This window comes from Microbacterium sp. AZCO, from assembly GCF_039614715.1.
In the GTDB taxonomy this organism is placed as follows: Bacteria; Actinomycetota; Actinomycetes; order Actinomycetales; family Microbacteriaceae; genus Microbacterium.
This window is the reverse complement of the sequence record NZ_CP154857.1, coordinates 2,287,345-2,308,442: the sequence shown is the minus strand read 5'-3', so window position 1 is coordinate 2,308,442 and position 21,098 is coordinate 2,287,345. Positions and strand designations below refer to the sequence as shown.

The 21,098-nt window shown below is 70.7% G+C and carries 17 protein-coding genes and 1 tRNA gene; 14 read left to right on the top strand and 4 right to left on the bottom strand.

The genetic code is table 11. The features are described 5' to 3' along the window. The first annotated feature begins 85 nt into the window (after positions 1-85). From AAIB33_RS10765 to AAIB33_RS10740, 6 genes are all read left to right on the top strand, one after another. A complete protein-coding gene (locus AAIB33_RS10765) occupies positions 86-817 on the top strand; it encodes an HAD-IA family hydrolase (RefSeq protein WP_345799960.1) in 732 nt (243 codons plus the stop codon). Then, the gene (locus AAIB33_RS10760) at positions 814-3,336 is read left to right on the top strand and encodes a glycosyl hydrolase family 65 protein (protein WP_345799959.1); all 2,523 of its coding nucleotides are present in this window, start codon (positions 814-816) and stop codon (positions 3,334-3,336) included. Before AAIB33_RS10765 ends, AAIB33_RS10760 begins: the two co-directional genes overlap by 4 nt. Positions 3,337-3,394: 58 nt before the next feature. After that, complete coding sequence (locus AAIB33_RS10755; RefSeq protein WP_345799958.1) at positions 3,395-5,776, top strand: DNA polymerase III subunit gamma and tau; 2,382 nt, start codon at positions 3,395-3,397, stop codon at positions 5,774-5,776. 3 nt (positions 5,777-5,779) lie between these two features. Next, on the top strand, positions 5,780-6,373 hold the full coding sequence (gene recR, locus AAIB33_RS10750; protein WP_345799957.1) for a recombination mediator RecR: 594 nt from the start codon (positions 5,780-5,782) through the stop codon (positions 6,371-6,373). Beyond that, the gene (locus AAIB33_RS10745; RefSeq protein ID WP_345799956.1) at positions 6,370-7,305 is read left to right on the top strand and encodes a DMT family transporter; all 936 of its coding nucleotides are present in this window, start codon (positions 6,370-6,372) and stop codon (positions 7,303-7,305) included. Before recR ends, AAIB33_RS10745 begins: the two co-directional genes overlap by 4 nt. A gap of 115 nt (positions 7,306-7,420) precedes the next feature. Further along, positions 7,421-8,707 (top strand): aspartate kinase, encoded by a 1,287-nt coding sequence (locus AAIB33_RS10740; RefSeq protein WP_345799955.1) that lies wholly within the window; start codon positions 7,421-7,423, stop codon positions 8,705-8,707. 130 nt (positions 8,708-8,837) lie between these two features. On the opposite strand, the gene coaBC is transcribed toward AAIB33_RS10740, so the two are convergent. Beyond that, complete coding sequence (gene coaBC / locus AAIB33_RS10735) at positions 8,838-10,049, bottom strand: bifunctional phosphopantothenoylcysteine decarboxylase/phosphopantothenate--cysteine ligase CoaBC (RefSeq protein WP_345799954.1); 1,212 nt, start codon at positions 10,047-10,049, stop codon at positions 8,838-8,840. A gap of 67 nt (positions 10,050-10,116) precedes the next feature. On the opposite strand from coaBC, the gene AAIB33_RS10730 reads away from it, so the two are divergent. The 6 genes from AAIB33_RS10730 (at position 10,117) to AAIB33_RS10705 (ending at position 16,893) form a co-directional block, all read left to right on the top strand. Beyond that, positions 10,117-10,908 (top strand): NRDE family protein, encoded by a 792-nt coding sequence (locus AAIB33_RS10730; protein ID WP_345799953.1) that lies wholly within the window; start codon positions 10,117-10,119, stop codon positions 10,906-10,908. Positions 10,909-11,024: 116 nt separating this feature from the next. Further along, positions 11,025-12,095 (top strand): aspartate-semialdehyde dehydrogenase, encoded by a 1,071-nt coding sequence (locus AAIB33_RS10725; RefSeq protein WP_345799952.1) that lies wholly within the window; start codon positions 11,025-11,027, stop codon positions 12,093-12,095. A 114-nt stretch (positions 12,096-12,209) separates the two neighbouring features. Further along, entirely contained in the window at positions 12,210-13,682 is a 1,473-nt protein-coding gene (locus tag AAIB33_RS10720) for a malate:quinone oxidoreductase (RefSeq protein WP_345799951.1), read from the top strand. A 51-nt stretch (positions 13,683-13,733) separates the two neighbouring features. Beyond that, positions 13,734-15,788 carry a DUF2207 domain-containing protein gene (locus AAIB33_RS10715; RefSeq protein WP_345799950.1) on the top strand — a complete coding sequence of 685 codons (2,055 nt, stop codon included), beginning with the start codon at positions 13,734-13,736 and terminating at the stop codon, positions 15,786-15,788. Next, positions 15,785-16,210, top strand: a complete 426-nt coding sequence (locus AAIB33_RS10710) for a pyrimidine dimer DNA glycosylase/endonuclease V (RefSeq protein WP_345799949.1) — start codon at positions 15,785-15,787, stop codon at positions 16,208-16,210. Before AAIB33_RS10715 ends, AAIB33_RS10710 begins: the two co-directional genes overlap by 4 nt. 35 nt (positions 16,211-16,245) lie before the next feature. After that, positions 16,246-16,893 carry a thymidine kinase gene (locus AAIB33_RS10705; RefSeq protein WP_345799948.1) on the top strand — a complete coding sequence of 216 codons (648 nt, stop codon included), beginning with the start codon at positions 16,246-16,248 and terminating at the stop codon, positions 16,891-16,893. Positions 16,894-16,996: 103 nt separating this feature from the next. On the opposite strand, the gene AAIB33_RS10700 is transcribed toward AAIB33_RS10705, so the two are convergent. After that, on the bottom strand, positions 16,997-17,896 hold the full coding sequence (locus AAIB33_RS10700) for a DUF1295 domain-containing protein (RefSeq protein ID WP_345799947.1): 900 nt from the start codon (positions 17,894-17,896) through the stop codon (positions 16,997-16,999). A gap of 88 nt (positions 17,897-17,984) precedes the next feature. Between AAIB33_RS10700 and AAIB33_RS10695 the strand changes: the two genes are divergently transcribed. After that, entirely contained in the window at positions 17,985-18,698 is a 714-nt protein-coding gene (locus tag AAIB33_RS10695) for a GntR family transcriptional regulator (protein WP_345799946.1), read from the top strand. A 19-nt stretch (positions 18,699-18,717) separates the two neighbouring features. Next, complete coding sequence (locus AAIB33_RS10690; protein WP_345799945.1) at positions 18,718-19,998, top strand: alpha-hydroxy acid oxidase; 1,281 nt, start codon at positions 18,718-18,720, stop codon at positions 19,996-19,998. Between the two features lie 124 nt (positions 19,999-20,122). Here the strand turns inward: AAIB33_RS10690 and AAIB33_RS10685 are convergent, their stop codons facing one another. Beyond that, the gene (locus tag AAIB33_RS10685) at positions 20,123-20,902 is read right to left on the bottom strand and encodes an HAD-IIB family hydrolase (protein WP_345799944.1); all 780 of its coding nucleotides are present in this window, start codon (positions 20,900-20,902) and stop codon (positions 20,123-20,125) included. Between the two features lie 74 nt (positions 20,903-20,976). After that, positions 20,977-21,050 (bottom strand) — tRNA-Pro (locus AAIB33_RS10680). Positions 21,051-21,098 lie beyond the last annotated feature (48 nt).

Genomic DNA, 21,098 nt, shown 5'->3' with positions numbered 1-21,098 from the left:
GAGGCCGCAGCGCCGACTACGCTTGCATGACGGCGCGACGAAGAGCCACATTCTCGACCGTTCAGCCCCCTCGCCTGGAGGTTCTGTGCCCGCTGACGCCCTGCCCGACCTGACTGTCTACGACGCGGTGCTCTTCGACCTCGACGGCGTGATCACGCCGACGGCCGAGGTGCACATGCACGCCTGGCGGACGATGTTCGAGGAGCTGTTCGGCGCGTGGGGCCTCGAGCCCGCGTATACCAACCGGGACTACTTCGATCACCTCGACGGGAAGAAGCGCTACGACGGCGTCGCGAGCCTGCTGCACAGCCGCGACGTCGAGGTGCCGTGGGGCGATCCCGGCGATCCGCCCGAGACCGACACGGTCTGCGGCATCGGCAACCGCAAGAACGAGGTGTTCTCGCGGGTGCTCCGCACGGAGGGCATCCAGCCCTATCCCGGGTCCGTCGCCCTCCTCGACGTGCTCGCGGCCGCAGGAACGCCCGTCGCGATCGTGTCGAGCTCGAAGAACGCCGACGAGGTGCTGCAGGTGGCCGGCATCCGGGATCGCTTCCCCGTCGTGATGGACGGCGTCATCGCCGAGCGCGACCACCTCGCCTCGAAGCCCGCTCCCGACGTCTTCGTCGAGGCGGCGAAGCTGCTGCACGTCGACCCCGCGCGCAGCGCCGCGGTCGAAGACGCGATCAGCGGCGTGAAGTCCGCCGCAACGGGAGGCTTCGGCCTCGTCGTCGGAGTCGACCGCGGTGTCGGGGCGGAAGACCTGCGCGCCGCGGGCGCGCACATCGTCGTCGCAGACCTCGAGGAGCTCGTCCGATGATCGACCGCGACCGCTTCCCCGTCGACCCGTGGCGCCTGGTCGAGAAGGAGTTCTCCCTCGCCGACGCGGGCGTGACCGAGACCCTCTTCGCCGTGGGCAACGGCTACCTCGGGCTGCGCGGCAACCTGCCCGAGGGGCGGCACGCGCACGAGCACGGCACCTTCATCAACGGCTTCCACGAGACGTTCCCGATCCGCCACGCGGAGCAGGCGTACGGCTTCGCCGAGGTCGGCCAGACGATCATCAACGCTCCGGACGCCAAGGTCATGCGCGTCTACGTCGACGACGAGCCGCTGTCGTTCGACGTCGCCGACGTGCGCGAGTACGAGCGCACCCTCGACATGCGCGACGGCGTGCTGCGCCGGCACCTCATCTGGGTGACCCCCTCGGGCAAGGAGGTGCGCATCGAGTTCGAGCGCCTCGTGTCGTTCGAGGAGAAGCACCTCGCGATCATGCGGGTCAAGGTCGAGGTCCTCAACGACGACGCCCCCGTCACGATCAGCTGCCAGATCATCAACCGCCAGGACGGTGAGGACGTCTACGGCGGCTCGCCCGTCGCGTCCAAGAAGGCCGGCTTCGACCCCCGCAAGAGCGAGCGCTTCCATGAGCGCGTGCTGCAGCCGCAGGAGTTCTGGCAGGACGACCTGCGCACCGCGCTGTCGTACCGGGTCACGCAGTCGGGCATGACGCTCGCCGTCGCGGCCGACCACGTGATCGACACGGCGAACGATTTCTCCGCGCGCCGCCTCGTCGAGGCCGACATCGCCAAGAACGTCTTCCGCGTGCAGGCCAAGGCGGGCGTTCCCATCACCGTGACCAAGCTCGTCAGCTACCACACGTCCCGCGGCGTGCCGCCGCGCGAGCTCGTCGACCGCTGCCGTCGCACGCTCGACCGTGCGCTCGCCGTCGGCATCGACGAGCACTTCGCCCGCCAGCGCGCGTGGCTCGACGACTTCTGGGCGCGCTCGGACGTCCGCATCGCGGGCCACGACGCCCTGCAGCAGGCGACGCGGTGGTGCCTCTTCCAGCTCGCGCAGGCGACCGCTCGGGCCGACGGCCAGGGCGTGCCCGCCAAGGGCGTGACGGGGTCGGGCTACAGCGGCCATTACTTCTGGGACACCGAGATCTACGTGCTCCCGTTCCTCACCTATACGACGCCCCAGTGGGCGCGCAACGCGCTGCGCATGCGGTACCTCATGCTGCCCGCCGCGCGGCGGCGGGCGTTCCAGCTCAACGAGGCGGGCGCCCTCTTCCCGTGGCGGACGATCAGCGGCGAGGAGGCCTCGGCCTACTACGCGGCGGGCACGGCGCAGTACCACATCAACGCCGACGTGAGCTTCGCGCTCGCGAAGTACGTCCGCTCCACGGGCGACACCGAGTTCCTCCACCGTGAGGGCGTCGACATCGCCGTCGAGACGGCGCGCCTGTGGACGACTCTCGGCTTCTGGCGCACGAGCGACGGCGCCACCGAGGTCGAGACCTTCCACATCCACGGCGTGACGGGGCCGGACGAGTACACGACGGTCGTCAACGACAATCTCTTCACGAACGTCATGGCGCGCTTCAACCTGCGGTTCGCCGCCCGCACGGTGCGCGACATGGCGGATGCCGACCCCGAGGCGTATCGGCTCATGATCGACCGGCTCGCCCTCGACCCCGACGAGCCCGAGGCGTGGGAGCGTGCCGCGGAGGCCATGCACATCCCGTACAGCGCCGCGCTCGGCATCCATCCCCAGGATGCCGTGTTCCTGGAACGCGAGATCTGGGATCTCGAGCACACGCCGCCCGACAAGCGGCCGCTGCTGCTGCACTTCCACCCCCTCGTGATCTGCCGGTACCAGGTGCTCAAGCAGGCCGACGTCGTGCTCGCGCTGTTCCTGCAGGGCAACCACTTCACCGACGACGAGAAGCTCGCCGACTTCGAGTACTACGACCCGCTGACGACGGGCGACTCGACGCTGTCGGCCGTCGTGCAGTCGATCCTCGCGGCGGAGGTCGGCTACCAGGACCTCGCCCTGGACTACTTCCGTCAGTCGGCGTTCGTCGATCTCGGCGACCTGCACCACAACGCGCAGGACGGCGTGCACGTCGCTTCGGCGGGGGGCGTGTGGACGGCGCTCGTGTCGGGCTTCGGCGGCATGCGCGACCACTTCGGTCATCTGACATTCGATCCGCGCCTCCCCGCGTCCTGGGACGAGCTCGCCTACACGCTGCACTGGCACGGCACGCGCCTCGAGGTCACGGTGACCCGCAGCGAGCTGCGCGTCGCCGCGTCCGAGGGCGACGCCGTCGAGTTCGGCGTGCGCGGAGCATCGTTCACGGTAGAGCCGGGGTCCGACATCGTGGTGCCGCTCGCCGACCAGGGGCCCGTCATCCCGGGGCGGCCGACGATCCGGCAGTTCGAGGACGCCCGGCGCGAGGACGGCACGCTCCTGTCCGCATCGGTCCCCACCGTCACCGCGACGATCCCCGTCATCACGGAGGAGTTCGAGCCGGGCGCGGCGCCGGTCGGCACATGAGCAGCGCTCGCTCGGCTCCGCCCCGCACGATGTCCGGGGCACGCCGTAGGCTGTTCCGGTGACCACCGCTCTGTATCGCCGATACCGTCCTGAGGCGTTCGGCGAGATGATCGGTCAGGCCCAGGTCACCGAGCCGCTCATGACCGCCCTGCGCAGCGACCGGGTCGGCCACGCCTACCTGTTCTCGGGTCCGCGCGGCTGCGGGAAGACGACGTCCGCCCGCATCCTCGCGCGCTGTCTCAACTGCGGCGAGGGGCCGACAGACACGCCGTGCGGAAAGTGCGACAGCTGCGTCGAGCTCGGGCGCGGCGGGGGCGGGTCCCTCGACGTCGTCGAGATCGACGCCGCGTCGCACAACGGCGTCGACGACGCGCGCGACCTGCGCGAGCGGGCGATCTTCGCGCCCGCCCGCGACCGCTTCAAGATCTTCATCCTCGACGAGGCGCACATGGTGACGCCGCAGGGCTTCAACGCCCTGCTCAAGCTCGTAGAAGAGCCGCCCGACCACGTCAAGTTCATCTTCGCCACGACCGAGCCCGAGAAGGTCATCGGCACGATCCGCTCGCGCACGCACCACTACCCGTTCCGGCTCGTGCCCCCGGGCGCGATGCTCGAGTACGTCCAGGCGCTGTGCGAGACCGAAGGCGTATCGGTCGAGTCCGGCGTGCTGCCGCTCGTCGTGCGCGCCGGCGGCGGCTCACCGCGAGACACGCTGTCGCTCCTCGACCAGCTCATCGCCGGCTCCGAGGGCGACACCGTGACGTACGCGCGCGCCGTCGCACTGCTCGGCTACACCCACGCCGAGCTTCTCGACGAGGTCGTCGACGCATTCGCAGCGTCAGACGCCTCCGCCGCCTTCGCGGCGATCGACCGCGTCGTGCAGACCGGGCAAGACCCGCGCCGCTTCGTCGACGATCTGCTCGAGCGCCTGCGCGACCTCATCGTCGTCCACGCGACGGGCCAGGGTGCGGCCGCCGTGCTCCGCGGAGTGTCGGCCGAGGAGCTCGCGCGCATGGAGCGTCAGGCCGAGGCGTACGGCGCTGCGCGCCTCTCGCACACGGCCGACCTGGTGATCGCGACTCTCGACGACATGACGGGCGCGACGTCGCCGCGGCTCCAGCTCGAGCTGATGGTCGCGCGCGTGCTCGCGGCGAGCGGCGGAAGCGTGGCCGCTGGCGGTGCGCCGGCGCCGGTCGTGGCCGCGCAGGCGCCGGCGGGCGCCGCCGCGCCGGTCGCCGCCGCGCCGGTCGTGACGCGGGGCGCTGCCGTGCCCGCTCAGGCCGGCGTTGCCGCGCCGGCTCCGGCCGCCACTGCCCCGCCCGCTCCACCCGCCGCTGCCGTTCCCGCCGCGGCCGCCACTGCCGCGCCCGCTCCGGCCGCCGAACCCGCCGAGGCGTCCGTCACGCCCTCGTCGCCGGTGCCCTCTCCGATCGAGCCGGCGCCGTCGATCCCCTCCGGCCCGGTCACTTTGCAGCGCATGCGCGACTCCTGGCCCGAAGTGCTCGGTCAGCTCGAGAACATCAGCCGCTCTTCCTGGCTCATCGCCTCGGGGGCGAAGATCGCGGCGCTCACGGACGACGTCCTCACGCTCACCTTCCAGAGCCAGAGCGACGTCGCCAAGTTCAAGCAGCTCTCCGCGGGTGCCGGTCCGAGTGAAGATCTGCGCTCGGCGATCCTCGCCGTGCTCGGCATCCGGGTGAAGTACATCGCGCGGCAGGACTCGGATGCGGCCCCTGGCACGGGTGGGGGAGCGGGCGGACCGGCCCGCAGCGGCGGCACCGGCGGGTCGGCCGCGACAGCAGCCCCGAGCTCCGGCGGGCGAGCGCCCGCACGTGACGCCGGAAGCCGCCCCGCCGCGCCGCGCGCCGACGCCGAGCGAGGGGCGGGCCGTTCCACGGCGCCGGCTCGCGCCTCCGCGGCCCCCGTCACGGAGTGGGCCGTCGCGCCGATCCCAGGCTCGGCGGGGTCGTCCGCCCTCTCGACGACCTCCGGGCCGGACACGTCGACCGCCTGGGATTCGCCACCCGCGCCCTTCGAGGCGGACGCGCCCACCGACTCGGAGGCGCCGCCCCCGCCGCCTGATCCGGCGGGAATGGGTCAGTTCCCGATCGACGATGAGCCGGAGGACGCCGCGACCGAGGCATCCCGGCTCCGCACCGCGACTCTCGCTCCGCCGCGCGAGGGCGACGTGCTGCCTCCGCGCGAGGTGGCACCCCCCGTCGAGCGCGACGACGATGACGACGACGATCTGGAGCCGCCGGCATCCGCCGATCTTCCGGTGCCCCCCGTGATCGCGCCGCCGCTCACGCCGCGTGGAGCACCCCCGGCCTCGCCGCGCGCCGGCGGGCCGCAGCGCTACGGCGAGGCCGTCGTGCGGCAGGTGCTCGGTGCCACCTTCGTGCGCGAAGAGCCCTACGAGCCGCCGACGAGGTTCAGCTGAGCCATGTACGACGGCATCGTCCAAGACCTCATCGATGAGTTCGGGCGGCTCCCGGGCATCGGCCCGAAGTCCGCTCAGCGCATCGCCTTCCACATCCTGCAGACGCCGAACTTCGACGTGTCGCACCTCGCGCAGCTGCTCGCCGAGGTGCGCGAGAAGGTGCGCTTCTGCGAGATCTGCGGCAACGTCTCGGAGCAGGATCGCTGCGCGATCTGCCGTGACCCGCGCCGCAACCAGACGCTCATCTGCGTCGTCGAAGACGCGAAGGACGTCGCGGCGATCGAGCGCACGCGGGAGTTCCGCGGCCTGTACCACGTGCTGGGCGGCGCCATCAGCCCCATCGCGGGCATCGGGCCCGACGACCTGCGCATCGCGCAGCTCATGCAGCGCCTCGCCGACGGCACCGTCGTGGAGGTCATCCTCGCGACCAACCCCAACCTCGAGGGGGAGGCGACGGCGACGTATCTCAGCCGCCTCCTGCACACCCTCGAGATCAGGGTGACCCGGCTGGCGTCAGGGCTTCCCGTCGGTGGAGACCTCGAGTACGCCGACGAGGTCACCCTCGGGCGTGCCTTCGAGGGACGCCGCACGCTGTGAACCAGACCCAGCGGTTCAGCACCAAGGGCTGGGTGCTGTTCGCCGTCATGGCGCTCGTCTGGGGCGTGCCCTACCTCTTCATCAAGGAGGCGGTCGACTCCTACTCGCCGGCCGCGATCGTCGCGGGGCGCACGCTCATCGGCGCCCTCATCCTGCTGCCGATCGCGATCCACCGACGCGCCCTCGTCCCCGCCCTCAAGCTCTGGCCGTGGGTGCTCGCGTTCGGAGCGATCGAGATGGCCGGGCCCTTCCTGCTGCTCGGCCACGCCGAGCAGACGCTCCCGTCAGGCCTCACCGGTCTGCTCGTCGCGACGGTCCCGCTGTTCGCCGCCGTCATCGCCTTCTTCCGGGGAGACCGGGGCGTGCTCCGCCCGGCTCGAGCGAGCGGGCTCCTCATCGGCTTCGCCGGTGTCGCGATCATCGTCGCGGGGCCGGCGCTCGCCGTCGCGGGCACCTCGAGCCTGCTGGCCGTCGGCGAGGTGCTGCTCGTCGCCCTCTGCTACGCGATCGCGCCGTTCATCGTGGCGACGAAGCTGAAAGACGTCCCGGCGCTCGGGTCGATCACGCTCTCGCTCTTCGCCGTCGGACTGTTCTATCTGCCGATCGGCATCCTGACGCAGCACGAGGTGCCGACAGTGCGCAGCACCGTGTCGCTCGTCGCGCTCGGCGTCGTGTGCACGGCCGTCGCCTTCATCGCCTTCTTCGCGCTCATCGCCGAGGTGGGCCCCGTGCGCGCGCCCCTGTTCACGTACGTCAACCCCGTCGTCGCCATCGTGCTCGGCACGATCCTCCTGGGGGAGACGCTGTCGATCGGACTGCTGATCGGGTTCCCGCTCGTCATCCTCGGCTGCTGGCTCGCGGCGACCGGCGGCATCGTTCCGCGTCGCGCCCGTCCCGGGCCTCCGCCACTCGGCGAGGCCGAGGTTCCGTAGCCCGGTCACATGGTCAGGGCGGCATGAGCCCGTCCGTAAGATGGTGCGTTGGGCGCGGCATCCGCTCGCCCTCCGCCGTCGATCCGAGCGGCGGCGCATCCCCGGGAGTTCCATCGTGGCGCTGATCGTCCAGAAGTACGGCGGGTCGTCCGTCGCCGACGCGGAGAGCATCAAGCGGGTCGCGAAGCGCATCGTCGACACGCGCCGCGCCGGGCACGAGGTCGTCGTCGCCGTCAGCGCGATGGGCGACACGACCGACGAGCTGCTCGACCTCGCCCAGCAGGTCGCGCCGATCCAGGCGCCCCGCGAGCTCGACATGCTCCTCTCCAGCGGCGAGCGCATCTCGATGGCCCTCCTCGCCATGGCGATCCACTCCATGGGCTTCGAGGCCCGCTCGTTCACCGGCAGCCAGGCCGGCATGATCACGACCGCCGACCACGGCTCGGCGCGCATCGTCGACGTCACGCCCGTGCGCCTGCGCGAGGCCCTCGACGAAGGTGCCATCGTCATCGTGGCGGGCTTCCAGGGCTTCAACCGCGACACCCGCGACATCACCACCCTCGGCCGTGGCGGCTCCGACACGACCGCCGTCGCCCTCGCCGCGGCCCTGAACGCCGACGTCTGCGAGATCTACAGCGACGTCGACGGCATCTTCACCGCCGACCCCCGCGTCGTGCCGAAGGCGCGCAAGCTCGACCGCATCTCGAGCGAGGAGATGCTCGAGCTCGCCGCGAACGGCGCGAAGGTGCTCTACATCCGCGCCGTCGAGTACGCCCGCCGTCACGGCGTCCTCATCCACGCGCGTTCCACGTTCAGCTCGAGCGAGGGCACGTACGTCCTCAACGAGAATCCGCGCACGCAGAACCCCGATCAGGGAGGTCCCATGGAAGAGCCCGTCGTCGCCGGAGTCGCGACCGACCTCGGCCAGGCCAAGATCACGATCATCGGCGTGCCGGACGTCCCCGGCAAGGCCGCGGAGATCTTCAAGATCGTCGCCAAGTCGGGCGCCAACGTCGACATGATCGTGCAGAACGTCTCGGCCGCCGCCACGAGCCGCACCGACATCTCGTTCACGCTTCCCAAGGGCGACGCCGCGACGGCGCTGAAGGCGCTCGCCGGCGAGCAGGCCGAGGTGGGCTTCGAGAGCCTCGTCCACGACGACCAGATCGGCAAGCTCTCGGTCGTCGGCGCCGGCATGCGCACGCACTCGGGCGTCTCGGCGACGCTGTTCGAGGCGCTGAGCGTCGCGGGCATCAACATCGAGATGATCTCGACGTCCGAGATCCGCATCTCGGTCGTGGTGCGCGGCGACGACCTCGCCGCGGCCGCGCAGGTCGTGCACCGCGCCTACGGTCTCGACGGCGACGCCGACGCGACGGTCTACGCGGGCTCCGGCCGCTGACTCCCGCTCACCTGCGTCGATTCGCGCGTACCGCCGCGATTCGCCGCAACTGATCGGCGCCCCGTCCGTTCAGCTGCGCCGATTCGCCGAGCGGCCGCGATTTCCGCGGCTGAACGGCGCCGCTCCCGCGTCAGTTCGATGCGGCCCGCACGGCGAGCACCGCGTCCCACAGGGCGTCGGCGACCTGTCGTTTGGTTCCGGATGCCTCGGCCGCGACCTCGTCATCGGCTCCGAGCACGACGACCCGGTTGTCCGGCGTCTCGAAGCCGGCCGACCACCCCACCTCGTTGACGACCAGCAGGTCGACGCCCTTGCGCCGCCGCTTGCGGCGCGCGCGGTCGAGCAGCTCGTCGGCATCCGTCGCCGTCTCGGCCGCGAACCCGACGATCATCTGTCCTGAGCGCCGCGAACCCACGAGTCCCGCCAGGATGTCCTCGTTCTGCACGAGCTCGAGCGACTGCAGCGGGCCGTCCTCCTTGCTCAGCTTGCGGTCCGACACCTCGGCGACGCGGTAATCCGCGACGGCAGCCACCATCACGACGACGTTCGCATCCGCCGACGCAGCACGCACCGCTTCGCCGAGCTCGGCGGCCGTGCCCACGCGCGTCACCGCGATACGGGGATGGCGGGATGCCGCATCCAGCACTCCACCGTCGACATGGGCCGCGACGAGCCGCACCCTCGCTCCCCGGGCCGCGGCCGCGAGCGCGACCTCCGCGCCCTGGCGTCCGCTCGATCGGTTGCCGATGTATCGCACCGGGTCGATCGGCTCCCGCGTGCCGCCGGTCGACACGACGACCTCGAGTCCGTCGAGGTCGCCTGTGAACAGGGCCAGCGCGAACGCGACGACGTCTTCGGGCTCCGACATCCGGCCGGGGCCGCTGTCTCCGCCGGTGAGCAGACCGTCGGCCGGTCCGACGACGTGCACCCCGCGTTCTCGGAGCGTCGCGATGTTGGCGACGGTCGCGGGATGCTGCCACATCTCGGTGTGCATCGCGGGCGCGACGACGACGGGCGCCGAGGTCGCGAGCAGTGTCGTGCCGAGCAGATCGTCGGCGAGACCGGCCGTCATCGATGCGAGGGAATTGGCGGTGGCGGGCGCGACGATCACGAGGTCGGCCTTGCGTCCGAGGGCGACGTGCCGCACCTCCGAGACGTCCTCGTGCACCGACGTCGTGACCGGGTTGCGACTGATCGCCTCCCAGGTCGTGAGGCCGACGAAGCGCAGCGCGTCGTCCGTCGGGATGACGTGCACGTCGTGTCCGCCGGTCACGAGAAGCCGCACGAGCTGCACCGTCTTGTAGGCGGCGATGCCACCCGTCACGCCGACTACGATGAACATTCCCCGATCCTCCCATGCGGCGCCGACGTGCGCCCGGCGTCGCATCGGGCAGAAGGGCGTCAGAACAATGTGCACCGTGATCGTCCACGTGCCCGCGAGCGCCGACGAGCCGACCCGGCTCCTGGCCGTGCGCGACGAGGATCCGGGCCGTCCCTGGAACCCCGTAGGTCCCTGGTGGCCGGACACGTACCCGGGCGTCGTCGGCGTGCGCGATGCGCGCGCGGGCGGCGCGTGGCTCGCCGCCGATGCCGAGGGCCGGCGCCTGGCCGTGCTCCTGAACCGCGAAGACGTGGAAGGGCTCCCCGACGAGGGCCTCGAGTCGCGCGGGGGAGTCGTGCTCGAGGCCGTGGCCGGGCGCACCCCCGCGGAGCCCCCGAGGACCCACGGCTTCAACCTCGTCGAGGTCGAGGGCCCCAAGGTCGTCGTCACGACGTGGGACGGCGACGTCCTCCGCACGACCGAGCTCGCGCCCGGCACGCACATGATCGCGCACGACGACGTCGACGATGAGGCCACCCCGCGCATCGCGCACTGGCTCACCCCGTTCGCCGACGCGCACGCGGCACGCGAGGAGAGGGATGCGCACGCGTCACGTGAGGAGAGGAACGCGCAGGCGGCACGGGAGGCGAGGGATGCCGCGGCCCCCATCGACTGGTTCGATCCGTGGTTCGCGCTGCTCGAGGCATCCGCCGATCTTCCGCCCACCGACGACCGCGCGATCATCCGCGACAACCGTCCCCTCGGCTACCCGACGCTGTCGCTGCTCATGTGCGCCGCGACGATCGGCCCCGACGGCGTGGACGTCGCGTGCGGCGCGTTCGACGAGCCCGGACACTGGAACGCGCTGACTCTGGCGTGAATCCTGCGGCGTCCGGCGGTCGTCACGCGGTCCGGGGCGCACGCGCCGGCCGGTAGAATCGGGCACACCCTGCACCGCCCGGCAGCCGCGTGCCGTCGCAACGAACGAGGATCACCATGACCCGCATCTCTGATTCCGGACTCTCCGTCGCCGTCGTCGGCGCCACGGGCCAGGTGGGCACCGTCATGCGCGAGATCCTCGCCGAGCGCAGCTTCCCGATCCGCGAGCTCCGCCTCTTCGCGACCGCGCGCTCGGCCGGCACCGCTGTCGAGTTCGGCGGCGAGACCGTCATCATCGAAGACATCGCGACCGCCGACCCGTCGGGCATCGACGTCGCCCTCTTCTCGGCCGGTGCCACGGGAAGCCGCGCGCACGCGCCCCGCTTCGCCGAGGCCGGCGCGATCGTCATCGACAACTCGAGCGCCTGGCGTCAGGACCCCGATGTGCCGCTCGTCGTGAGCGAGGTCAACCCGCACGCGATCGCGAACCCGCCGAAGGGCATCATCGCCAATCCCAACTGCACGACGATGGCTGCGATGCCGGTTCTGAAGGTGCTGGATGCCGAGGCCGGCCTCGAGCGTCTCATCGTGTCGACCTACCAGGCCGTCAGCGGGTCGGGTCTCGCGGGCGCTCAGGAACTCCTCGGCCAGATCGAAGCGGTGGTCGCGCAGCCGAACGCGATCGACCTCGTGCACGACGGGGCCGCGGTCGACTTCCCGCAGCCCGAGAAGTACATCGCGCCCATCGCGTTCGACGTCATCCCCTTCGCGGGCAACCTCGTCGACGACGGGCTCAACGAGACCGACGAGGAGAAGAAGCTCCGCAACGAGAGCCGCAAGATCCTCGAGCTGCCCGACCTCCGCGTCGCCGGCACGTGCGTGCGCGTCCCGGTCTTCACGGGCCACTCGCTCAGCATCAACGTCGAGTTCGCGCGCGACATCACGCCCGAGCGCGCGCGCGAGGTCCTCGCCGGTGCTCCGGGCGTCGTGCTCGAAGAGGTTCCGACGCCGCTGCAGGCGGCGGGCAGCGACCCGAGCTACGTGGGCCGCATCCGCGCCGACCAGTCGGCACCCGAGGGCAAGGGCCTCGTGCTCTTCATCTCGAACGACAACCTCCGCAAGGGTGCGGCGCTCAACGCCGTGCAGATCGCCGAGGTCGTCGCGGCCAACCTGGGCGTCTCGGCCTAGCCGAGGCATCCATTCGTCATCTCCGGCGAGCGGGACGCCGCTCGCTGTCGCGCTGAACTCTCGTCGGCGAGAGACCCGGCGGGCGCTCTCTTGCCGCGCCTCTAGAATCGTCTGGTGACAGAAACCGCCGACGTCCTGCTCATCGGGGGCGGCATCATGAGTGCCACCCTGGGAACCCTCCTCGCCGAGCTGCAGCCCGACTGGAAGATCGTCGTCTACGAACGACTCTCCGACGTCGCGCTCGAGAGCTCGAACGCCTGGAACAACGCGGGCACGGGGCACGCGGCGCTGTGCGAGCTGAACTACATGCCGGAGGGTCCCGACGGCACGCTCGATCCCGCCAAGGCGATCTCGATCAACGAGCAGTTCCAGCAGAGCCGACAGTTCTGGTCGTCGCTCGTCGAGCGGGGCGTGCTCGACGCGCCCACGACGTTCATCAACTCCGCGCCGCACATGACGTTCGTCCGCGGCGAGAAGGATGTCGCGTACCTCCGCAAGCGCTACGAGGTGCTCAAGAAGGAGCCCCTCTTCGCCGGCATCGAGTACAGCGAGGACTCCCGGGTCATCAACAAGTGGGCGCCGCTGCTCATGAAGAAGCGACGCAAGGGCGAGCCGTTCGCCGCGACGCGGGTTCCGGCCGGCACCGACGTCGACTTCGGCGCGCTGACCCGCCAGCTCTTCGACGGTCTCAAGGACCACGGCGCCGAGGTCATCACCAACCGCGAGGTGCGCAGGCTCAAGAAGCTCGCCGACGGCACCTGGCAGGTCAAGTGGCGCGACACGATCGGCCGTACGCCCGGGACCCTGAACGCCAAGTTCGTCTTCGTGGGCGCGGGAGGCTGGGCCCTCAAGCTGCTGCAGCGCTCGGGCATCCCCGAGATCTCCGGTTACGGCGTCTTCCCGATCGGCGGCCAGTGGCTCAAGACGACCAACCCCGCCCTCGTGTCGCAGCACAAGGCGAAGGTCTATTCGCAGGCGTCGGTCGGCGCGCCGCCCATGTCGGTTCCGCACCTCGACACGCGTGTCGTCGACGGCGAGGCATCCCTCCTCTTCGGACCCTTCGCGACGTTCAGCCCCAAGTTCCTCAAGAACGGCTCGATGCTCGACATCGTGACGCAGGTGCGCCCCGGCAACCTCGGACCCATGCTGAAGGTCGCGTGGGACAACCCGAGTCTGATCCGGTACCTCGTCGGCGAGCTCCTCAAGAACCACGCGAAGAAGGTCGACAGCCTGCGCGTGTTCATGCCGAGCGCGAAGGACGAGGACTGGGAGCTGCTGCAGGCCGGACAGCGCGCACAGGTCATGAAGAAGGACCCGAAGAAGGGTGGCGTGCTGCAGTTCGGCACCGAGGTCGTGACCGCCAAGGACGGCTCGATCGCCGGCCTGCTCGGCGCCTCGCCGGGCGCATCGACGGCCGTCTCGATCATGCTCGGCCTGCTCAAGACGTGCTTCCCCGACCGCATCGACGCCTGGCAGCCGACGCTGAAGGAGCTCATCCCGAGCTACGGCGAGACGCTCAACCCGCGCCCGGCTGTGGCGCAGGAGACGCTCACCGAGACCGCGGAGGCGCTCGCCCTCACGGCGTGACGGCCCGCGTCACCCTCACCGCGTGACCACGCCCGCCACTACGCTGGCCCGATGGGGCTGAGCACTGTCGCGCGCAGGGCGGTCGCGGCGATCCTTGTCGCTGGCGCGCTCGCGCTGACGGCGACCTCGGCTGAGGCGGCGGTCCCGGCTGAGGCGGCGGTCCCGGCTGAGGCGGCGGTCGCGGCCCCGGTTGAGGCGCCGGCCGCGGCATCCATCACCACCGTCGTCCGAGCGGGAGTCGACGACTTCACGTACGACTCGCTGACCGCGGACTACTGGCTCGTCCGCTCGGCGGACTCGAGTTCTCTGCTCTACACGACCGAGACGCTCGTCGCCCAGTTCCCCGATTCCGACCAGAACAAGGGCATCGTCCGGCGTCTGCCGCTCACGGAGTCGGGCATCGACCTCGGCACGACCGTCGTCAACGTCACGGGAGCCGGCGGCCAGCCGATCGTCTGGTGGACCGAGCAGGACGACGAGAACGTCTACGTCCTCACCGGCGACGACTCGTACGTCCACGGCGAGCAGACGTACGTCATCTCGTACACGATGCACGACGTCGTGCTCCGCTACGCCGATACGGGGGCCGACGAGTTCTACTGGGATGCGCTCAGCACCGATCACGCCCAGCCCTTCGGCACCGTCACGGCGCGCGTGCACGTCGCCGGCGATGCCGCCGACGGCCTCATGGCGGGCCGCGACTACTGCTACCGCGGACCGGTCGGCTCGACCGACCGTTGCGAGATCAGCGGCCCCGAGCCCGACGGCGTGTGGCCCGACGAGGTCAGCGCGTGGGCGTTCTCCAACAGCGGGAGGGATGCCGCGGCCGGCGCTGTGCTCTTCACTGCGACCGACACGGGCTTCGCCGCCGACGAGGGGATGACCGTCGCGATCGGCTTCGCGCAGCGCACCTTCGCCGCGCCGACGCCGCCCCCGCCTCCGCCGTACCCGTGGTGGGAGTGGATCCTGCCGGTGCTCGGCCTGCTCGCCGGCTTCGGCGGGCTCGTCTTCATCCTCGTCATGAAGGCGTTCCTGCGGCGCAACCCCGACGACGCGCCCGTCATCGTCCAGTACACCCCGCCCGTGGACGAGTCGCCGACGCTCTCCGCGGGTGTGCTCGGCGTGCCGGCGCGCGCCCTCGCAGCGCACGTCGTCGACCTCGCGGTGCGCGACAAGGTCGAGATCACGGCGAAGGGCGACCGGGACGAGCCCGACGACTTCAGCGTCGTGCTGCGCGACACCTCGGGCCTCGAGCACGACGACCGCCGGATCGTCACGACCCTGTACGGAAAGGATGCCGAGCCGGGCGACCGCGTCGACCTGGGCGAGTTCGCCTCCAACCCGCCCGTCCGCGCCGTGACGTACGTCCGTCGCATCGACGACGCGACCGTCGACCGCGGCTATCGCGCCAAGACCCCCGGGTGGGTCGGTGTCGTCCGCGGCGCGCTGACGTTCGGCGGGCTGATCGTCGCCGTCGTGATGCTGTTCTTCGTCGACAGCGTGCCCTCGGTGCTCACCGACCTCGGCGCGCTCGGCGGCTGGATCAACCTGCTGTCGATCGTGAGCGCCTTCGGGGCGTTCATCGTCCTGCCGTTCTTCTCGCTGCCGAAGACGACGCTCACCCGCGCCGGCGGCATGCACCGGACGTACCTGGACGGTATCCGCGAGTACCTGCGGCTGGCCGAGGAGGACCGCCTGCGCGCCGCCCAGTCGCCGCAGACAGCCGATCTCGTCTCGGGCGGACGGCGCCCCTTCGGCGACGCGCCCAACCGAGCGGGCGTCGACGTCGTGAACCTCTACGAGAGGCTGCTGCCGTACGCCGTGCTGTTCGGCATGGAGCGGCACTGGATCGAGGTCATCCGCTCGGCCTCCCCGCTCGAGGCGACGGCGTCGCGCCTCGCCCTCTTCGATTCGATCCGCACCGATTCGCTCTCCGACGCCTCCCGCTCCATCGGCCACCTCGCGGCGACGCCGGTGTCGAGCGGCGGATCGTCGAGCTCGTCCAGCTCGTCATCCTTCTCGAGCAGCTGGTCGTCGTCCGGCGGTTCGAGCGGCGGCGGCTTCTCGGGCGGCGGCGGAGGCGGCGGAGGCTTCGGCGGCCGATGAGGCTCTGGTCGCTGCATCCCTCGATCCTCGACAGGGCGGCGCTCGTCGCGTGCTGGCGTGAGGGCCTCCTCGCGCAGAAGGTGCTCGCGGGCGGCACGAAGGGATACACCCGCCACCCGCAGCTCGAGCGGTTCCGCGCGGCGGACGACCCGCTCGACGCGATCGGCCACTTCCTCGGCGAGCTGCGCCTCGAGGCGACGGCGCGGGGGTACCGCTTCGACGGCACGCGCATCAGGAGAGTGGATGCTGCGCCCCCCGCGATCCCTGTCACCCACGGTCAGCTCGCCTACGAGCTCGGTCACCTCCGCGCGAAGGTCGCGGAGCGCGACCCCGCGTGGCTCCCGCGGCTCCCCGAGGTGGCTCTCGCTGCGCCGACGTTCACCGTCGTCGACGGCGGCATCGAGGCGTGGGAGAGGCCCTGACGGGGCGCGGGAAGCCGCTCCTCTAAACTCGGCAAGTGGCCAAGCTCTACTTCCGCTACGGGGCGATGAACTCCGGCAAGTCGACGTCGCTCCTGCAGGCCGCCCACAACTACGAGGAGCGCGGACACCACGTGCTCCTCGCCAAGCCCGCGATCGACACTAAGGGCGCCGACGAGATCTCCAGCCGGCTCGGGGTCACGCGCGCTGTCGACTTCCTCGTCTGGCCCGACGACGATCTGCGTGCCGTGTTCGCGGAGCACCGCGCCCGAGTCCGGCGTGAGGCGACGGCGTCTCTCGTCCCCGAGGCCGATGAGCATCCCGTCGACGTCGCGTGTCTCCTCCTCGACGAGGCGCAGTTCCTCACCCGCGATCAGGTGGACGATCTGCTCCGGATCGTCGTGCTCGACGGCATTCCGGTGCTGGCATACGGCATCCGCACCGACTTCCAGACACGCGCGTTCCCCGGCTCGCGCCGGCTCATGGAACTCGCGCACAGCCTCGAGGAGCTCAAGACGATCTGCCGCTGCGGTCGCAAGGCGCTCTTCAATGCGCGGCTCGTCGGCGGACGCTTCGTGTTCGAGGGCGATCAGGTAGCCATCGACGAGCTGACGTCCGAGCGCGTCACGTACGAGGCGCTCTGCGCCGAGGACTATCTGGCCGAATCCGGCGGACGGCTCGGCTGAACCCGGGCACGAACTCCTCAAATTTCTCGCATCGCGCGGCCGGAGGCGGCGTGTCGGACGGCGCCCCGGCGATTTTTGCTGAGTTCGTGCACGGTCCGTCGCGTCACGCGGTCGCCTTGGTCGCCCGCCGCCGCGGAGGGAGGGGCACGAGCATCGACGTCGTGCGCTTGTAGTCCGCGTACGCGGGGTACTTGGACGCGGTGATCGACTCCGTGAAGATCGTCGACCCGATGAACAGCAGGGTGAGCAGGGCCGCGCCGACGATCGTCCCGTTGATCGCGCCGCCCAAGACGCCCAGACCCGATGCGACGGCCGCTGTCGCCCCGAGCGCGTAGAACGCCCACCACTGGGCCTGCTCGAAGAAGAAGTTCGGGTGGCGGCTGAAGCGGAACAGGCCCGTCGTGACGAAGCCGGGGTCGAGCGTTCCGCCTGCCGCCTTCTTGGCCCGGTGGAAGTCCCACTGCTGCTGGTCCGCCACGAACTCGCCGACGAGGAACGCGGCGAAGAGCGCCGCGAAGACGGCATCCCATCCGGTGAAGGGCACGGGATACTGCCACGCCACGTATGCCGGAAGCGTGATCAGCACGAGCAGTGCGTTCTGGTAGAGCACGATGAAGAAGACGTTGAAGAGCTGGAACTGCCACGGCGTCATCCGCGCGCGGAGGATCGCCCAGCGGTAGTCCTCCATTCCCGTGTAGCCGCCCTTGCGTGCGAAGTTGAACGTCAGGCGTGCGCCCCACGCCGTGACGAGGATCGCCATGACGATGAGGCGGGTCGGATCGCCGCCGTCGACGTACCAGTCACCGGGTGCGGTGCCCGCCAACACCTCACCGCCCGAGCCGCTCGCGACGATGCCGGAGATGGCGAAGATCCACACGTAGACGACGGGGACGATCGACCAGATCCGGTCGACCCACGAGGTGTCCTTCGTGATGAGCGAGGCGATCCAGCAGAACGCGCAGCTGACCGCCGCGACGAGGAGGACGAGGACGAGGGGATCCATGAGCATCAGAGTACGACCGGATTTCGCCCGCGTTGCGTGGTCTGACCACTGCGTGTAGTGTGGTCGGACCACTGCGAGGAGGAGCACCGTGGCTGCCGACACCGCCCCCGCCCGGGCCTGGCGCGTCGTGCTCGAGAAGATCGAGAGCGACCTGCTGGAGGGCCGGCTCGCGCCCGGCGATCGCCTCCCTCCCGAGCGCGAGCTCGCCTCGACGCTCGGAGTCGGCCGATCGAGCGTCCGCGAAGCGCTCCGCGTGCTCGAGGTGATGGGCCTCATCCGCACGGCGACGGGCTCCGGCCCGACGTCAGGCGCGATCATCATCGCCACCCCGCGCGGCGGCCTCGCGGCGCTCCTGCGGCTGCAGGTCGCTGCGCAGGGCTTCCCCCTCGCCGACGTCGTCGCGACGCGCCTGCTCCTCGAGGAGTGGGTCGTCGCGCACCTCGCCACCGAATCGACGCACGATCTCGCCGACGTGCGGGCGGTGCTGCGGGCGATGGAGGACCGCACGCTCACGGCTGACGAGTTCCTCGCCCTCGACGCGCAGTTCCACCTGGGGCTCGCCGACGCCTCGGGCAACGCTGTCGTCGGTGCCTCGATGGCGGGCCTCCGCACCGCCATCGAGTCGTACGTGCAGGCGGGCGCGAAGCGCATCGAGGACTGGGATGCCGCGGCCTCGCGTCTGCGCGCCGAGCACCGCGACATCCTCCAGGCGATCGACGCGGGGGAGGCCGATCTCGCCCGCTCGCTCGTCCACGATCACATCACCGGCTACTACGCCACCGCGGGCCTGACCCGCGGCTGACCGAGAACAGGATCCACTCATGGTTCAGCGCCAGCTGCCCGTCCCGTCCGAGCTCTTCGAGCTCATGAAGTTCAAGGCACCCGACCTCAACGGCAAGCGCCGACGCCTGTCGAGCGCACTCACGATCGCCGACCTGCGCACGATCGCGAAGCGCCGCACGCCGAAGGCGGCGTTCGACTACACCGACGGCGCGGCCGAGGGCGAGCTCTCGCTGGCCCGCGCACGCCAGGCCTTCGAGGACGTGGAGTTCCACCCGTCGATCCTCCGCCCCGCCGAGAGCGTCGATCTGTCGACGACGATCCTCGGCGGGCCCTCGGCCCTGCCGTTCGGCATCGCGCCGACTGGCTTCACCCGCCTCATGCAGACGGAGGGCGAGATCGCCGGTGCATCGGCGGCCGGCGCGGCCGGCATCCCGTTCACCCTCTCGACCCTCGGCACGACATCGATCGAGGACGTGAAAGCGGCCAATCCGCACGGCCGCAACTGGTTCCAGCTCTACGTCATGCGCGACCGCGAGATCTCCTACGGCCTCGCGCGCCGCGCGGCCGCGGCGGGCTTCGACACGCTCATGTTCACGGTCGACACGCCGGTCGCCGGTGCGCGGCTGCGCGACAAGCGCAACGGCTTCTCGATCCCGCCGCAGCTCACCATCGGCACGATCATCAACGCGATCCCCCGGCCGTGGTGGTGGATCGACTTCCTGACGACTCCCAAGCTCGAGTTCGCGTCGCTGTCGACGACGGGCGGGACGGTGGGAGAGCTGCTCAACGCCGCGATGGATCCCACGATCAGCTACGACGACCTGGCGGTCATCCGCGAGATCTGGCCCGGCAAGATCGTCATCAAGGGCGTGCAGAACGTCGAGGACTCGAAGCGCCTCGTCGACCTCGGCGTCGACGGGATCGTGCTGTCGAACCACGGCGGGCGTCAGCTCGACCGCGCACCGATCCCGTTCCACCTGCTGCCCAACGTCGTGCGCGAGGTGGGCAAGGACGCGACGATCATGGTCGACACGGGCATCATGAACGGCGCTGACATTGTGGCATCCATCGCTCTCGGCGCGAAGTTCACGCTCATCGGCCGCGCCTACCTCTACGGCCTCATGGCCGGCGGGCGCGAGGGCGTGGACCGGACGATCGCGATCCTGCGCAGCGAGATCGAGCGCACGATGCAACTGCTCGGCGTCTCGTCGCTCGAGGAGCTCGGCCCCCAGCACGTGACTCAGCTCACGCGCCTGCTGCCCCTGGCCGGCGCTCCCGCCGAGGCCACGGCGGGCGGCGCCCCGCGCGTGCGGGCCTGACGCGGGAGGTCTCACCGCACAAGTCGTGCCGAACTCCGGCGGCCTGTGACGACACGCCGGGCGACACCCCGTCGCCGGAACTCACCCGTTGCAGCCTGCCGGAGTTCGGCGTGTCCGCGACAGGTCAGGCGGCTTCCGAGGCCGGCTCGGGAAGCGTCGGGATGAGGCCCTCCAGGAACTCGGCGGTGTCCTCCCAGCCCTCGACGGCCTGGCACGCCACACCCATCGCGAGGACCGGGTAGTCGTTGCCGTCGGGGTCGAGGCGGTCGCCGACGAAGAGCATGTCGTCGAGCGGGATGCCGGTCTGCTCCGAGAGCTGACGCATGCCGTACGCCTTGTCGATGCCGCGCTCGGTGATGTCGACGCTCGTCGATCCGCCGGAGCGCACCTCGAGGTCGGGGAGCAGGTCGGCGACGGCCGAGCGGAGCGCGTTCTTCTTCTCGCCGGTGGGATCCCACGCGGTCTTCGCCGCGACGGGGGCCTTCTGCCCGAGCGCGGAGAAGGTGATCTGCGAGCCACGGTCTTCGAGGATCTCGCCCCAGGTCTCGGATTCCCAGAGCCCGAGGCGGCGGGCCTGGCTCTCGACCGCGGCGAGGGCGCGCGTCTTCTGGTCCTCCGTGAGCGAGCGAGCGTAGACCGTCTCGACTCCGTCGGGCGTGATGCGGTAGTACTGCGTGCCGCACGTGGGCAGGAGGTGCAGCCGCGCGAGAGTCTCCGGCGAGGCATCCGGAAGCAGATCGACGACCTGCGCCGTGAACTGGGCGAGCTGTCCGCCCGAGATGATCGCGACCTCGACCCGTTCGGCGAGGGCGATGAGGAGGTCGCCGATGCGCGGGTCGATGGCGCTCTTGGAGGGGGCGAGGGTGTCGTCGAGGTCGAACGCGACGAGGCGGGGTTCCGGCATCCAATGCTCCTGTTCTCGTGTGCGGCCCTGGTACGGCAAGAGGCTCCACCAATGCTGGTGGAGCCTCTCTGCTGTCGGGGTGACAGGATTTGAACCTGCGGCCTCGTCGTCCCGAACGACGCGCGCTACCAAGCTGCGCCACACCCCGTGGCAACCCTCCAAGCCTACCTGATTCGCGGGCAGGCTCCGAATCGAC